Source organism: Afifella sp. IM 167 (assembly GCF_020144925.1).
In the GTDB taxonomy this organism is placed as follows: domain Bacteria; phylum Pseudomonadota; class Alphaproteobacteria; order Rhizobiales; family Afifellaceae; genus Afifella.
Map to the genome: position 1 here is coordinate 228,981 of NZ_NSLC01000007.1, position 14,708 is coordinate 243,688.

Sequence of the window (14,708 nt, forward strand, 5' to 3'; positions counted from 1 at the left end):
CCCGAGCGAGGACCCGTTCTCATGAATTCTTTTCGCGACGCCGATCCGGCAACACCCGTCTGGACCGAGACGACGCCCCCCCCTCTCGCCCTCCCCACCCCTCCAAGGCTCGCTGAGCGCCGATGTCGTGATCGTCGGCGGCGGGTTCTGCGGCCTTTCGGCCGCGCTCCATCTCGCCGAAAAGGGCCGCGAGGTCGTCCTTCTCGAAGCCCGTTTCCCGGGTTGGGGCGCGTCGGGGCGAAACGGCGGCCAGATCGTGCCCGGTTTCCGCTGCGACCCCGACGAAGTCCTGGAAGCCTTCGGCCCCGAGCGCGGCGAGTTGCTGGTGCGCGCGGCGGGCGAGGCCCCTTCCCTGGTCTTTTCGCTTGTCGAACGCCACGACATCGACTGCGACCTGCGGCGCACCGGCTGGATCCATGCCGGGGCCGGCGTGGCCGGTCTGGCGAAGACGCGGCAGCGCGCGGCCCAATGGCAGCGACGCGGCGCTCCGATCGAGCTTCTGGACGAAACGACGTTCCGCGAAAGAACCGGCGCGGAAGGCTATGCCGGGGGCTATCTCGACAGGCGCGGCGGGCGGCTCAACCCGGTCGCCTACCTGCAGGGCCTCGTGCGCGCGGCCGAAGCGGCTGGAGCACGCATCTTCTCCGAGACGCCCGTGCAGCGGGTCAGCGCCAGCGGGCGCGGATGGGAGGCGGCGAGTGCGAACGGCTCCGTCACCGCCCCGCGCCTTCTTCTGTGCACCAACGCCTATAGCGACCGCCTGTGGCCGCGCTTGCGCCGCAGCATCGTCCCCGTTGAAAGCACGGTCATCGCCACGGCGCCGATACCGCCATCCCTGCGGCCGACGATCCTGCCGGAGGGGCAGCCCGTCGCCGACACCCGCAGGCTGATTTCGTGGTTCTGCGTCGACGGCAGCGGGCGGCTCGTCCTCGGCGGGCGCAATTATCGGAAACTCCTGTCCGGAGGCACATGGGCGCTCGATCAGCGGCTGCGCACGATCTTTCCTTCGCTCGCCGAGGTCCCCATCACGCATCGCTGGAGCGGCAAGGTCGCGATCACCCTCGACCATCTGCCCCATATCCACGAGCCGGAACCCGGCGTGCTTGCGGCGCTCGGCTTCAACGGAAGGGGCGTTGCCATGTCGACGCTCCTCGGCCGGACTCTCGCGGCCCGCATCCTCGGCGAGGAGGAGAGCGGCATGCCGCTGGCCACGACCCCGATCCGGGAGGTCCCCCTTCATCCTCTGCGCTTCGCCGGAATCACGGCCGCCGTACAGTTCAAGCGGTTTCGCGACTGGCTCGACTAGCCGCCGGGTGCGGGCACGCCCGGCCCCTCCTCCGCCACGGCAATCATCGCCTCGCCGCCCGCCCCTTTGACGAAAACCCCGATCGCGCGGCCGTCGAACCGGACGCGCACGGCCCTCCTCAAAGACGAGAAGTTCTTTTTACAAACCTCCTCTCGCGAAAAAATATCCGCGCACTCTTTGCGAACCCCTCTTAGGAGATCGGCGTTATCTTATCGTCTGGCACCGGTGATTAACTGCGATTTCAGGGAATTTAACTTGTGTGCTTCCTAGTGGTTTGCGGCGCATTCCACATACGCGAGAAAGATGCTGGCTGGGCCGATATTCAGGTGTCCGGCGGCGGAGGGAGTTCTGAAAGCACAGCGGGACGATGACGTGACGGAAAGCCGAATACTCTATGTGGACGACGAGCCCGATATCCGCGAAGTAGCTGTTCTCTCGCTGAAGCTGGAATCCGCCTTCGAGGTGAAGGCATGCAGTTGCGGCCAGGATGCTCTCCTTATGGCGGAGGAATGGCAGCCGGATCTCGTCCTGCTCGACGTCATGATGCCCGGCATGGACGGCCCGCAGACGCTCGCGGCGCTCCGCGAAAACACGCGCACCGAGGCGATTCCCGTCGTCTTCATCACCGCCCGCACCCAGGCCTACGAGGTCGAACGCTTCATCGAGCTCGGCGCGGCCGGCGTCATCGCCAAGCCGTTCGACCCGATCACGCTAGCAGGAACGGTCCGGCAATACCTGCAGAAGCTGCGCGCCCAACCGGAGTGAAGACTCCGGCGCGCAAGCCGTGACGGCCACGCTTCGCGGCGACCCGGTCTCGGCCGGTCCGCACCCGCACCTGCAAAACCTGTTGTTGGGGAGCGCTGCCGATCGCCGCTTCCTGCACCGGCCAGACCGCCGTCCGGCGGCGCGCCCCAATTCGCTTAGTATGATCATCATACAATCATCTTGACCCGTTTTCGCGCGGCCCTTACTGACGAAGGGGTGAAAACAGGCCGAGGCCGCAGGCCATGGCGTGCGCGTCCCGCGAGGATGGCGGCGTCCCGGCGAGGCGATGAATGCACGCGGAAGGCCTGACCGGCGAAAGGGGGAACGACCAGCAGGCGGCCCAGGCGCAAGAAGAGCCGTCCACGCCGGAAGGCATCGCAGCGCCCGCCCGCACCAGCGAGAGACAAGAACGACAAGTCCAGCAACTGGACCAACCCAGGAAAGGGAGGAAACGTGACCATCACACAAGAGCTCGCCGAGTATCTCGTCGAGAGCCGGCCGGCCGACATCCCCGAGGATGTTCGCCAGGAGGGCCGCCGGGCGCTCGTCAACATCGTCGGCTGCGCGCTTGGCGGCGCGCCCGAGGAAGCGACCGACATCGCCATGCGCACTTTCGCGCCCTTCTCGGGACACGCAAATGCCTTCGTCGTCGGCCGGCGCGAAAGGCTCGATCCGCTGCACGCTGCGCTCATCAACGGCATTTCCAGCCACGTGCACGATTACGACGACACGCTGCCGAAGAACTACATCCACGCCAGCTCGCCCGTCGCCTCGGCGCTGCTGGCCTATGCGGCCTGCAACGAGGTCTCGGGCGAGGATTTCCTCCACGCCTTCATTCTCGGGTTCGAGACCACCTCGCGGGTCGGCAACGCCACCTACCCCGCCCATTACGATGTCGGCTGGCACAGCACCGGAAGCTGCGGCGTCTTCGGCGCGGCTGTCGCGATCGGCAAGCTCCTCGGCCTCGATGTGCGCCAGATGGTCTGGACGATCGGCCTTGCCGCGACACAGGCCGCCGGCATCCGCGAGATGTTCGGCTCCATGGCGAAGGCCCTGCATCCCGGACGCGCCGCGCAGAGCGGCTACGAGGCGGCGCTCCTGGCGCGCAACGGCTTCACCAGCGGTGTCGAAGGGCTCGAAGGGCCACGGGGCTTCGCGGCGGTGCTGGCCGCAAGGAGCGACCTTTCGCGCGTGACCGACGGCCTCGGGGAGGATTTCGACCTCCGCGTCAACACCTACAAGCCGTTTCCCTGCGGCATCGTCAATCACCCCTCGATCGACGCCTGCATCCAGTTGAAAGAGGAGAACGGGCTCGATTCGGAGGCGATCAAAGCCGTCCGGCTCACCGTCGCCCCGCTGGTGATCGACCTTTGCGGCAAGCAGGGCATCTCGACCGGCCTGCAGGGCAAGTTCTCCGTCGTGCACGGCGCCGCCGTCGGCCTGGTACGCGGACGGGCCGGGCTCGACGAATATACCGACGAGACGGTGAACGATCCCGAAGTGAAGCGGGTGCGCGAGGCGACGACCCGGACGGGCGATGCTTCGATCTCCGAGGACGGCGTCCATGTCGAGGTCGAGCTCAAGGACGGCAAGATCCTGACGAAGGCGCTCCAGCATTCCCTCGGCAACCTGGAGCGGCCGATGAGCGACGAGCAGCTGTCGGCGAAGTTTCGCAATCAGGGTGTCCGGGCGTTGCCGGCCGATCAGGTCGAGCAGCTCCTGCAGGCGTGCTGGCGGGTCGACACCCATCAGCGCATGGCCGATGTCATCGCTCAGTCGGTGCCGAAATAGACCGCCGCCGACCGGCATTCTTCATGAAAAAAGCGAGGCGGGAAATTCCCGCCTCGCTGCGTTTCGGGCCCGGCGAACAGTCGGGTCAGTTGGCCTTGTTGGCGTCCTCGCCGACAACCTCGATGAGCTGCTCGTAGGTCTCGCGTTCCTTCTGCATCGTCGCGACAGCGGCTTCATGGCCCTGGAAGGTCATGTCCATGTTGCGCTTGTCGCCGACATTCTGGGCCATCGTTCCGGCGACCGCCGGCTCGAAGGCGGCCGCGATCTTCTCCATCACATCGGCGGGCGTGCCAGCCGGCGCATGCAGCGAGATGTGGGACGTCACGCCGAAGGTGAAGCCGAGATCCTTCATGGAGACGAGGTCCGGAGCGCGCTTCAGCCGCTCATGGGAGGCGGCGAAGAGCGCCTTGGCGTCGCCCGCCGCCACGATGGGGGCCCAAGAACCGCCGGAGAAGGAGAGATCCACATCGCCGGCGAGAACGGCCTGGACGGCACCGCTGCCGCCGCTGACGGGCAGAGGCCGCAGCTCGAAGCCACGCTCCTTGGCGATGTACTGCATAAGGAGGCGATCGATGGCGAGCTGGCTGGCGAAGGTCACCGGCCGGCCTTCCTTCTTGGCGATGGCGACGAGCTCGTCGAGCGTGTTGAAGGGCTTGTCCTTGTTGGCGAAGACCGCGTTCTGGAACGCGCCGAGGATCGCCACATGCTCGAAATCGTCCATGTCGTAGAGCATGTTCTGGACGAGCGGGGCGAGCGTGATGGAAGTCGAGTTGGTGGCGAGCAGCGTGTAGCCGTCGGGCTTTGCCTTCGCCACCTGGGCCGCCGCGACGCCGCCGCCGGCCCCGCCGACATTCTGCACGAGGATCGGCTGGCCGAGCTTTTCGGAGATGATGTCCGTCATGGCGCGAATGGCCGTGTCGGTGCCGCCGCCGGCGGGATAGGCGACGACGACCGTGACGGCATCCTGCGGCCAGTCCTGTGCCATGGCGGGCGCGCCGGCCACGGTCAGGAGCGCGGCCGCGCCCAGGATCGCCGCCGCCATGCGCCGGCGGGGTGTGCGCCTTCTGTCTAGGATTTTCATTCTCGTTCCTCCCTTTCTGGTTCAGGTCTTGGTTTTTTGGCAGTCGGTCAGGTCTGCTGTTCCTTGGCGGAAGGAGAGGTCTCCATCCGCATCGAGCGGGCCCCGGCGATGGCGAAGCGCCAGATCGACAGGCCGGCGAGCACCAGGAACACGATGGCGATCGGGTGAGAGAGCAGAATACGCGGGTCGGAATTCGACAGGATCAGCGACTGGCGGATGGTCAGCTCCGCCATCGGGCCGAGCACGTAGCCGACGACGAAGGTCACGAAGGAGTAGTCGAACTTCTTCATGAAGTAGCCGACGAGGCCGAAGATCAGCATCAGATAGACGCCGAACATGCCGCCGCCTTCCATGTAGGCGCCGACGACGCACAGAAAGACGATCACTGGCAGGATGACGCTCTCTCGCACCCGGATGACCAGGCTGAAGATGCGCTGGCCGAAGAAGCCGACGCCGAGAAGCGCGACCGAGGCGAGGATCATGCCGATATAGATCGAGAAGACGACGTTGCCGCTCTCCTTGAAAAGGAAGGGCCCCGGCGTCAGCCCGTGCATCATGAAGGCACCCATCAGGAGAGCCGTGGAAAGACTGCCCGGCACGCCGATGGCGAAGACGGGGATGAGCGCGGCCGGGACGGTGGCGTTGTCGGCCGATTCGGAGGCGGCGACCCCCTCCGGCGCGCCCTTGCCGAAAGCTTCCGGCGTCTTCGAGGCGCGGCGGACCCAGGTGTAGGAGAGGAACGAGGCGAGCGTCGCCCCGAGCCCCGGCAGGAGGCCGATGAAGGTGCCGACCAGCGATCCCCGCACCACGGAAGGCGTGATCTGCCTGATCTCCCGGAAGCTGAGCGCCCGGTCCGCCTTGGTGCCGGTGTCGTCGGGCGGGCGCGGATAGCGATGGTCGCCCCGCCAGCCCTCGTCGATCTGCACGAGGATTTCCGACAGCGCCAGCGTGCCGATCGCCACGGCGAGCAGCGGCACGCCGTCATAGAGCTGCAGCATGCCGAAGGTGAGGCGCGGCATGCCCGTCTCGATGTCGATGCCGGGGGTGGAAAGAAGCAGGCCGAGGAAGCCGGCGATCATGGCCTTCAGGAAGGAATCGCCGGCGACGGCGGCGATGAAGGTCATGGAAAAGATCAGGATCGAGGCAAGCTCGATCGGGCCGAGGCCGATGGCGAAGCGGGCGATCGGACGGGCAAGCAGAATGAGGACGATGGTGGCGAAGACGTCGCCGGCGACGGAGGCCAGGAGCGCGACCTTGAGCGCCTTCTGCGCCTTGCCGGCCTTGGTCATCGCATAGCCGTCATAGGTGGTGACGACGCTGGAAGGCTCGCCAGGCACGTTGAGCAGGATCGCCGAGACGGCCGCCCCGGCGGCGCCGCCCTTGTTGATCCCGATCAGGAAGGAAAGGGCCGCGGCCGGCGACATGGTGAAGGTGAAAGGCAGGGAGACGGCGATCGCCGTCGTGCGGTTCATGCCTGGCAGCGCGCCGACGATGTAGCCGAGCAGGACGCCGATGACGATATAGGCGATGACGAGAGGAGTAAGGATATCCCCCGCTGCGGCGGTCAGATTCTCAAGCAAGGGCTCGCCTCACGGGACGGGTGTGCCGAGCACGTGCAGGGCAAGCACGTAGATGAAGCCGACCGGCAGCGTCGCCGTCAGGAGAACCCGCAGAGGACTGCGCTCGCCGAGGAAGATCATGAAGGTCCCGATCAGCACCGGGCCGCCGATCAAGATGCCGAACCAGTCGATGACCAGGACGCCGCCGAGGGCGATGGCCGAGGCGAGCAGGAACATCAAAAGCTTCCAGCGCGACAGCGCCACCCGGCGCCGCGCGGCGCTGCGCAGGATGCCGTGGCGCATGCGATAGAGCGACTGCGCCACAAGCCCTGCCGCGCAAACGGTGATGCAGGCGGCAAGCAAGGTCGGAAAGAAAGTCGGCGCAAGGCCGAAATACATGCCATCCACGGTAGTTGCCGGGATGATCACGAAGATCATCAGCAGGCCGATGGCCGTAATGGCCATGCCCCCGATGAGGTCAGCCCTGTCCATGGAGCCACCCTCCCACGCGTTCTCCCTGTCGGGCCTTTGTAACGGCCCTTGCCGGCGTACGATCGACTTGCACCGGTCTTGGGGGCACCGTATAGGACGATAATCGTAAGTCAATACTACAATCATAATGGAGCAGGCATGGGAGGCGACGGAGCCACAAGCGAAGAGCGTGTCGCGATCGTCACGGGGGCGAGCCGGGGCCTCGGCCGGGCGATCGCGCTTGCTTTCGCCGCAAAGGGCGTGCGGCCCGTGGTGACGGCGCGCGACGGCGCGGCGCTGGACGAGGTGGCCGCGGCGGCGCGGAGCGAAGGCGCCCCGGATGCGCTCGCGGTGGCAGCGGACCTTTCCCAGACGGGCGAGCCGCAACGCGTCGTGGAGGCGGCCCTTGCCCGTTTCGGCCGCATCGACATCCTCGTCAACAATGCCGGGGCGACGAAGCGCGGCGACTTCCTCGCCCTGCCGGACGAGGATCATCTGGCGGGTTTCGCCCTGAAATATCACGCCACGGTCCGCTTCTGCCGCAGCGCCTGGCCGCATCTGGCGCGCGCCGGGGGCGCCATCGTCAACATTTCCGGCATCGGGGCGCAGACTCCCGTCGCCGAATTCACCATCGGCGGGCCGGTGAACAGCGCGCTCGTCAACTTCACCAAGGCGATTGCGGCGCGTGGCCTCCACGAGGGCATCCGCATCAACTGCCTGTGCCCCGGCCATATCGAGACGGACCGGCTGACGGACCGCATCCATGCGCTCGGCGAACGGGAAGGCCTGCCGGAAGCAGAAGCGCGCGAGCGTCTTCGCCAGGAATACGGCATCGGCCGCTTCGGCAAGCCGGGCGACATCGCGGCCGCGGTGCTCTTCCTCTGCTCGCAGGAAGCCTCCTACATCCACGGCGCCACGATCGTGGTCGATGGCGGCGCCACCCCGGGGATCTGACCACGTGCCCGGCATGGCATTCGCCAGTTCCGGGCCCGGAAATCCAGACATACGGCGCGGCCGCGAAGAGCCGGATGCCGAGCGAGAGGAAACGAGATGCATGATCCTTCCAGCGCCGAGGCGGAACTTGCCCGGTTCGCCGCCGACCTACAGATCGGCGATATTCCCGGCCCCGTCCTCGACGAGGCGAAGCGCTCGCTCGTCAACATCTTCGCCACGGCGCTCGCGGGAAGCCGCGAGCCGGCCGTGGAGGTGGCGGTCAGGACGCTGCTGCCCTTTTCCTCGCGCGCGGAGGCGAGCCTTGCCGGGCGCAGCGAGCGCGTCGACGCGCCGACGGCCGCCTTCGTCAATGCGATGGGCGCCAACGTCTTCGATTTCGACGACACCCACGAGGCGACGATCATCCATCCCGCCGCGACCGTCTTCGCCAGCCTCTTCGCCCATGCCGAAACGGCCCGCCTGACGGGGGCGCAGGTGCTGAAGGGCTTCGTCATCGGCGGCGAGATCGAATGCCGGATCGGCAACGCGCTGACGCCCTACCATTACGCGCGGGGCTGGCACATCACCTCCACCTGCGGGGTCTTCGGCGCGGCGGCCGGCACAGGCTCCCTGCTCGGCCTGTCGGGCGAGGAGATGCTGGAAGCCTTCAGCGCCGCGGCAGTGCAATCATCGGGCCTGGTGGAAGGCCTCGGGACGATGGCGAAGAGCATCAGCGTCGGCGGCGCGGCCCGCAACGGGCTCCTGTCCGCGCTCCTCGCCCGCGACGGTCTCACCGGCCCGGCGGCGCCTCTCACCGGCGAGCGCGGCTATCTCAAGGTCTATGCCGACGACCCCTCCCCCACGGCCCTGACCGACGGGCTCGGCAGCGAATGGGAGATCGCCAGGAACACCTACAAGCCCTATCCGGTCGGCGTCGTCCTCAATCCGGTCATAGATGCTTGCCTTCTCCTGCGCGAAGAGGATGGGCTGAAGCTCGAGGATATCGAGGCGATGGAGGTGACCGGCCATCCCCTCCTTCGCCAGCGCACCGACCGGGCGGAGGTCGATACCGGCCGCGCGACGCAGGTGAGCGCACAGCATGCGATCGCGATCGTTCTCCTGCGCGGACGCGCGGGCCTTGCCGAGTTCTCCGACGAAGCCGCGGCGGAGACGCTGAAGGCGGGGCGGCCCAAGCTCGCCTTCCACGACGAGCCGGGCCGCGACATCGCCTCGATCGACCTTCTGGTGCGCACCCGCGACGGGCGCGAACTGAAGCGCGAGATCCGCGCGGCACTCGGCTCGGCCCGCAACCCGCTCAGCAATGCGCAGCTGGAGGCAAAGCTTGCCGATGCGGCCCGGCTCGTCGGATTTGCCAGGGATACGCGCCGGCTCGCCGAAGCCATCTGGAACATCGATACGGCCGAGGATGCGGGCGAGATCATGCGGCTTGCCGCGCTCGCATCCTAGGACGCGGCGGCGAAAGCGCGCCGGACACACACTGGAAGAACCATGTTTGCGGAGGAACCATGTTTGCCGACATCCTGAAGGACAGATGCGCCCTCATCACGGGCTCGGCGCAGGGCGGCCTCGGCCATGCGCTCGCCGAAGCCTTCGCCGCGGCGGGGGCGAATATCGTCCTCAACGGCCTCTGCGAGGCGAGCGAAGGGGAAGCCGCCGCGGCGGCTTTGGCTGAAAAGCACGGCGTCGCAGCCGTCTTCGACCCGGCCGATCTCCGCCACGAAGCGGAGATCGGGCGCATGATCGGCGCGGCCTCGGAGCGCTTCGGCGCCGTCGACATCCTCGTCAACAACGCCGTCGTGCGGCACTTCTCGCCGATCGAGGATTTCAGCCCCGGCAACTGGGAGGCCTCCGTCACGGTGAACCTCAACGCCGCCTTCCATGCGGTGCGCCATGCCCTGCCGGGGATGAAGAAACGCGGCTGGGGCCGCATCATCAACCTCTCCTCCTATTACGGCTGGCGCGGCGCGGAGAACCGCATCGACTACGTCACCACCAAGACGGCCCTCATCGGCATGACGCGCGCCATCGCCGTGGAGACCGGGCCGAGCGGCGTCACCTGCAACGCCATCTGCCCCGGCTCCGTGCCGACGCCGGCGATCATGAAGCGCATCGAGGGGCTCGCGCGCGACAAGGGCGAATCCGTCGAGGCGTTGTCGCGCGACTATGCCAGCGCGCGCAGCGCCACGGGGCGCTTCGTGGAGATGGAGCATGTGGGAGCGCTCGCCGTCTTCCTGTGCACCCCGCCTGCGGCCGACATCACGGGCACGGTCCTGCCCATCGACGGTGGCTGGCTCGCGAAATGACGGCTTCTGCGTCACGATATTAATACGACAATAGTACAATTTTACCGTAGTCAGATAGACAGCCGAATTGTCCAAGAGATAGGATGAGGGCAACTTCGTGGTCCGTGCACGCAGCACTTGCGATTCGTGCGCGAGCGCGAGCTGGGACAGACGGGAAAGCCTTTTACCGATGAGCCAAGCCAAGTTGAGCGACGAACAGTTTCTCGTGCCCCGCCCCGCCGCCACGCTTCGGCACGGGGTCACCGAGAGCATTCGTCAGGCGATCGCGGCCGGCCGGTTCGCGCCCGGAGAACGGATGCCGGAGCGCGATTTGTGCGAGATGACCGGCGTCAGCCGCACGCTCGTGCGCGAAGCGCTGCGCCAGCTCGAATCGGAAGGCCTGATCGAGGTCGTGGCGCATCGCGGCCCCATCGTCTCGCAGATCACCGCGGCGCAGGCGCTCGGCGTCTATCAGGTGCGCGAGGTGCTGGAAGGGCTGGCGGCACAGCTTTTCGCCGAGGAAGCCTCCGCAGCCGAGCGCCAGGCGCTGCGCGCCGCCTTCGAGGAGCTGAAATCGGCGAGCGACGTGAGCAGCCGGCTCGCGGCGAAGAACAGGTTCTACGAGGTCCTGATCGGCGGCACCGGCAACGAGGCGCTCGGCAAGTCGCTGCACATGCTCAACTCGCGCGCCATGCTGCTGCGCCGCCGCTCGCTGCAGACGCCCAACCGCTGGCCGAAGAGCCTGCACGAGCTGGAAGCGCTGGTGACCGCGCTCGAAGCCCGATCGGGCGACAAGGCGAGAACCCTCGCCATGGAGCATGTGCGGCGCGCGGCAGCCGCGGCCATGACCACCTTCTCCATGGACAATGCCGAGCCCGCCGCGGCGAAGTGAACCGGCGGCCGGTAGTCCCGCCCGTCCCCTTCCCGGCACGATTCTTCAGGCGATTTCTCCAGCCGGCAGCACCGTCTTGATTGTATGATGGTCATATAATTCCTAGAACCAAGGGAAACGACCGGAGCGCGACAGCCGAAATCTGAGCCCAATGCCCCGAAGCGGGCTCAGACGCCGGGCGAAGAAATGGCGCCAGACGCCGCGTTCCCGCACAGGAGGATGACCGACAATGCCGCTCGAGCCCTATGAGGTCTATGCCGTTCGCTACGCGCACAATCCGCAGCAGATGGCCAGCCACAACTTCATCGGCGGAGACCTGCACGACGGGCCGATGCCGCTCGACTATTTCGTCTGGGCGATCCGCGGCAACGGCCGCACCTTCATCGTCGATACCGGCTTCGACCAGCCGATGAGCGTCAAGCGCGACCGGCAGTTCCTGCGCTCGCCGGCCGAGGGGCTGAAGACGATCGGCATCGACGCGGCCGCGATCGAGGACGTCGTCATCTCCCATCTGCATTACGATCATTGCGGCAATTACGACCTCTTCCCCAGGGCCAGGTTCCATCTGCAGGACATCGAGATGGCCTACGCGACGGGCCGTTGCATGTGCCATGCGGGCCTGCGCATTCCCTTCGAGGAGGAAGACGTCGTCGCCATGGTGCGCAAGGTCTTCGCCGGGCGGGTGAGCTTCCACGACGGCGACGAGGAGCTCGCGCCCGGCATCAGCCTCCATCATGTCGGCGGCCACAGCAAAGGCCTGCAGGTGGTGCGCGTGTGGACGCGCCGCGGCTGGCTCGTGGTCGCCTCCGACGCCAGCCATTTCTACGCCAACATGGAAGAGGGCCGCGCCTTTCCGGTCCTGCACAGCCTTGCCGAGACGCTGGAAGGCTACAACCGCATCTACGGGCTGGCGAGCGAGCCGAGCGCCGTCATCCCGGGACACGACCCGCTGGTCCTCAAGCGCTATCCGGCCGCCGCCCCTGGTCTCGAAGGCGTCGTCGTGCGGCTCGACGCCGACCCGGCAGAATAGAAAAAACGCGCCGCCGCGGCGCCCTTACGCAGCCCGGACGTCATTCTTTCGGCCCCGATGGCGTGAAGCCGCGGCCGAAGTCTGATATCGCCGCATCGATCGTCCGCATCGCCATCGCTTCCCGGAGAATTTCCCCATGCCCGCGCATACGCCCACCATGCTTCTCATCCTAGACGGCTTCGGCTGGAGCGAGAAAGAGGAAGGCAATGCGGTGCGGCAGGCGAAGACGCCCAATTTCGACCGGCTCTACGAGACCTGCCCACACGCCTTCCTGACGACCTGCGGGCCGGCAGTCGGCCTGCCCGAAGGGCAGATGGGAAATTCGGAAGTCGGCCACCTCAACATCGGCGCCGGCCGCGTCGTCATGCAGGAACTGCCGCGCATCGACCATGCGATCAAGACCGGCGACCTCGCCAGCCGGCTCGGAGCGACCGGCCTTGCCGAGCGGCTTCGCGCCAGCGGCGGCGTCTGCCATATCCTCGGGCTCGTCTCGACGGGCGGCGTGCATTCGCATCAGGACCATGCCGCGGCTTTGGCGCGAATTCTCGCCGAAGCGGGCGTGACGTGCCGCCTGCACGCCTTCACCGATGGCCGCGACACCGCCCCCCAGCTTGCCGACGAGTATCTGGCGGATCTGGAAAAGGCGCTGCCGGAGGGCGCGCGGATCGCCACCGTCAGCGGACGCTACTATGCGATGGACCGCGACAAGCGCTGGGACCGCGTGAAACTCGCCTATGACGCGATGGTGCACGGCAAGGGCATCGCCGCCGGCTCGGCGCGCGGGGCGGTGCGCGCGGCGCTGAAGAATGGCGAGACCGACGAGTTCATCACGCCCAGCGTCGTCGGCGACTATTCCGGCATGAAGGACGGCGACGCCCTTGTCTGCTTCAACTTCCGCTCCGACCGGGTGCGCGAGATCCTCGGCGCCCTCTTGCTCAGCGGCTTCGACGGCTTCGAGCGCGGCCGGACAGTCGATTTTGCGGCCGCCGTTGGCATGGTCGCCTATGGCGGCGAGCTGGAAGGGGACATGCAGGTGCTCTTTGAGCCGCAGACGCTTGCGGACGGGCTCAGCGAGACGGTCTCAAAGGCGGGCCGGCGCCAGATGCACATGGCCGAGACCGAAAAATACCCGCACGTGACCTATTTCCTCAACGGCGGCGAGGAAACGCCCTTCGAGGGCGAGGACCGGCTGATGGTCCCCTCCCCCAAGGTCGCGACCTACGACCTCCAGCCGGAAATGTCGGCACCGGAGCTGACCGAAAAGCTGCTCGCTGCCATCGACAGCGACAGCTACGACCTCTTCGTCGTCAACTACGCCAATCCCGACATGGTGGGCCACACCGGAAGCCTTCCGGCGGCGATCACCGCGGTGGAGACGGTCGATCAGGCGCTCGGCCGGATCGAGGCTGCCATTCGCGAGCGCGGCGGCTCGCTCCTCTTCACCGCCGACCACGGCAATTGCGAGACGATGATCGATCCTGAAACGGGCGGCCCGCACACCGCGCATACGCTCAACCCGGTGCCGGTCGTGCTGGTATCGCCGCGGCCGGCGCGCCTGTCGGACGGCAAGCTGGCCGACCTCGCCCCGACGCTGCTCGCCCTGATGGGAATCGAGCAGCCGGCGGCGATGACGGGCGCCTCGCTCGCCGCCTTCGACGACTAGCGCGACGCCGCCTTGCCTGCCACGGTCACGCCGGACCATTCCTCCATCGGCTGAATGATCTGGGTGAGATCGGCGTCGGCTCCGAGCCGCGCGCGGGCGATCTTGATATATTCGCGCACGGAGCTGCCGATCGGCATGGGCACGCCGACGGCGTCGGCCTGCTGCATGCACAGGCGGAGGTCCTTGTCGCTGAGGCCGAGCGCGAAGCCGAAATCGAACGTGCGCGTCAGGACGAATTTCGGAATCTTCGTCAGGCTGGCGCTGTTCTGGCCGCTGCTGACGTTGAACACCTCCACCATGATCTCCGGGTCGAGGCCGGATTTGGTGCCGAGCACCAGCGCCTCCGACGTGGCGGCCAGCGCCGTGACGGAGAGGAGATTGTTGATCACCTTGGTCATCTGGCCCATGCCGGGCTCCGGCCCGACATGGAACGGACGCCCGAGCACCTCGAAGATGGGCTTCAGGCGCTCGAAGGCGGCTTCCTCGCCGGAGGCCATCAGCGCCAGCGTGCCCTTTTCGGCGCCTCCGACCCCGCCGCTCACCGGACAATCGACGACGGTAAAGCCGGCCTCGCCGAGGCCCTTCGCCAGCGCGCGGGCGCCCTCCGGTCCGGTGGTGGAGAGGTCGACGACCGTCTTTCCGGCCGGCGTTTCGGCCGAGGCGATGCCGTTCTTGCCGAAGGCCACCTTGTCGACGATGTCCGGCGTCGGCAGGGAGAGGAACGTGACATCGCTGCGGGCCGCCACATCGGCAGGGCTTTCGCCGGCCGTCGCGCCCGCCTCCTTCAGCCGGCCGATGGCCTCGGCATTCGTGTCGAGGACGGTGACGGCATAGCCGGCCTCCAGGAGCCGGCGGGCCATCGGATCGCCCATCCGGCCGATGCCGATCATTCCGAGCGTGGGTCGTGCCATGCG

At 67.2% G+C, this 14,708-nt stretch carries 13 protein-coding genes; 9 read left to right on the plus strand and 4 right to left on the minus strand.

Translation table 11 applies throughout. The annotated features are described in order from the left end of the window. The first annotated feature begins 127 nt into the window (after window positions 1-127). The 3 genes from CLD20_RS14480 (at window position 128) to CLD20_RS20430 (ending at window position 3,862) form a co-directional block, all read left to right on the plus strand. Entirely contained in the window at window positions 128-1,306 is a 1,179-nt protein-coding gene (locus CLD20_RS14480) for an FAD-binding oxidoreductase (protein WP_224407368.1), read from the plus strand. Between the two features lie 372 nt (window positions 1,307-1,678). Then, on the plus strand, window positions 1,679-2,071 hold the full coding sequence (locus CLD20_RS14485; protein WP_224407369.1) for a response regulator: 393 nt from the start codon (window positions 1,679-1,681) through the stop codon (window positions 2,069-2,071). 453 nt (window positions 2,072-2,524) lie between these two features. Beyond that, on the plus strand, window positions 2,525-3,862 hold the full coding sequence (locus tag CLD20_RS20430) for an MmgE/PrpD family protein (protein ID WP_224407370.1): 1,338 nt from the start codon (window positions 2,525-2,527) through the stop codon (window positions 3,860-3,862). Between the two features lie 85 nt (window positions 3,863-3,947). On the opposite strand, the gene CLD20_RS14495 is transcribed toward CLD20_RS20430, so the two are convergent. The 3 genes from CLD20_RS14495 to CLD20_RS14505 are packed head-to-tail and all read right to left on the minus strand — an operon-like array spanning window position 3,948 to window position 6,994. After that, on the minus strand, window positions 3,948-4,943 hold the full coding sequence (locus CLD20_RS14495; protein WP_224407371.1) for a tripartite tricarboxylate transporter substrate binding protein: 996 nt from the start codon (window positions 4,941-4,943) through the stop codon (window positions 3,948-3,950). Between the two features lie 47 nt (window positions 4,944-4,990). Further along, window positions 4,991-6,523 carry a tripartite tricarboxylate transporter permease gene (locus CLD20_RS14500; RefSeq protein WP_224407372.1) on the minus strand — a complete coding sequence of 511 codons (1,533 nt, stop codon included), beginning with the start codon at window positions 6,521-6,523 and terminating at the stop codon, window positions 4,991-4,993. A gap of 9 nt (window positions 6,524-6,532) precedes the next feature. Continuing rightward, on the minus strand, window positions 6,533-6,994 hold the full coding sequence (locus CLD20_RS14505) for a tripartite tricarboxylate transporter TctB family protein (RefSeq protein WP_224407373.1): 462 nt from the start codon (window positions 6,992-6,994) through the stop codon (window positions 6,533-6,535). 138 nt (window positions 6,995-7,132) lie between these two features. Between CLD20_RS14505 and CLD20_RS14510 the strand changes: the two genes are divergently transcribed. The 6 genes from CLD20_RS14510 to gpmI all read left to right on the plus strand — a co-directional run bounded on the left by CLD20_RS14510 (window position 7,133) and on the right by gpmI (window position 13,794). Next, window positions 7,133-7,927 (plus strand): SDR family oxidoreductase, encoded by a 795-nt coding sequence (locus tag CLD20_RS14510; RefSeq protein WP_224407374.1) that lies wholly within the window; start codon window positions 7,133-7,135, stop codon window positions 7,925-7,927. Window positions 7,928-8,023: 96 nt separating this feature from the next. Next, on the plus strand, window positions 8,024-9,373 hold the full coding sequence (locus CLD20_RS14515) for an MmgE/PrpD family protein (protein WP_224407375.1): 1,350 nt from the start codon (window positions 8,024-8,026) through the stop codon (window positions 9,371-9,373). A 59-nt stretch (window positions 9,374-9,432) separates the two neighbouring features. Continuing rightward, a complete protein-coding gene (locus CLD20_RS14520; RefSeq protein ID WP_224407376.1) occupies window positions 9,433-10,230 on the plus strand; it encodes an SDR family oxidoreductase in 798 nt (265 codons plus the stop codon). 169 nt (window positions 10,231-10,399) lie between these two features. Further along, entirely contained in the window at window positions 10,400-11,101 is a 702-nt protein-coding gene (locus CLD20_RS14525; protein WP_224407377.1) for a GntR family transcriptional regulator, read from the plus strand. A 229-nt stretch (window positions 11,102-11,330) separates the two neighbouring features. Further along, window positions 11,331-12,131, plus strand: coding sequence for an N-acyl homoserine lactonase family protein (locus CLD20_RS14530; RefSeq protein WP_224407378.1), 801 nt, complete (start codon window positions 11,331-11,333; stop codon window positions 12,129-12,131). Between the two features lie 136 nt (window positions 12,132-12,267). Next, on the plus strand, window positions 12,268-13,794 hold the full coding sequence (gene gpmI, locus CLD20_RS14535; protein WP_224407379.1) for a 2,3-bisphosphoglycerate-independent phosphoglycerate mutase: 1,527 nt from the start codon (window positions 12,268-12,270) through the stop codon (window positions 13,792-13,794). Here the strand turns inward: gpmI and CLD20_RS14540 are convergent. Next, window positions 13,791-14,705 (minus strand): NAD(P)-dependent oxidoreductase, encoded by a 915-nt coding sequence (locus tag CLD20_RS14540; protein ID WP_224407380.1) that lies wholly within the window; start codon window positions 14,703-14,705, stop codon window positions 13,791-13,793. The two genes, gpmI and CLD20_RS14540, sit on opposite strands and share 4 nt — an antisense overlap. Window positions 14,706-14,708 lie beyond the last annotated feature (3 nt).

Coding starts and splice junctions, on each gene's coding strand:
- CLD20_RS14495 (WP_224407371.1), bottom strand. CDS start 4,943: ATGAAAATCCTAGACAGAAGGCGCACACCCCGCCGGCGCATGGCGGCG.
- CLD20_RS14505 (WP_224407373.1), bottom strand. CDS start 6,994: ATGGACAGGGCTGACCTCATCGGGGGCATGGCCATTACGGCCATCGGC.
- CLD20_RS14510 (WP_224407374.1), top strand. CDS start 7,133: ATGGGAGGCGACGGAGCCACAAGCGAAGAGCGTGTCGCGATCGTCACG.
- CLD20_RS14515 (WP_224407375.1), top strand. CDS start 8,024: ATGCATGATCCTTCCAGCGCCGAGGCGGAACTTGCCCGGTTCGCCGCC.
- CLD20_RS14520 (WP_224407376.1), top strand. CDS start 9,433: ATGTTTGCCGACATCCTGAAGGACAGATGCGCCCTCATCACGGGCTCG.
- CLD20_RS14525 (WP_224407377.1), top strand. CDS start 10,400: ATGAGCCAAGCCAAGTTGAGCGACGAACAGTTTCTCGTGCCCCGCCCC.
- CLD20_RS14530 (WP_224407378.1), top strand. CDS start 11,331: ATGCCGCTCGAGCCCTATGAGGTCTATGCCGTTCGCTACGCGCACAAT.
- gpmI (WP_224407379.1), top strand. CDS start 12,268: ATGCCCGCGCATACGCCCACCATGCTTCTCATCCTAGACGGCTTCGGC.
- CLD20_RS14540 (WP_224407380.1), bottom strand. CDS start 14,705: ATGGCACGACCCACGCTCGGAATGATCGGCATCGGCCGGATGGGCGAT.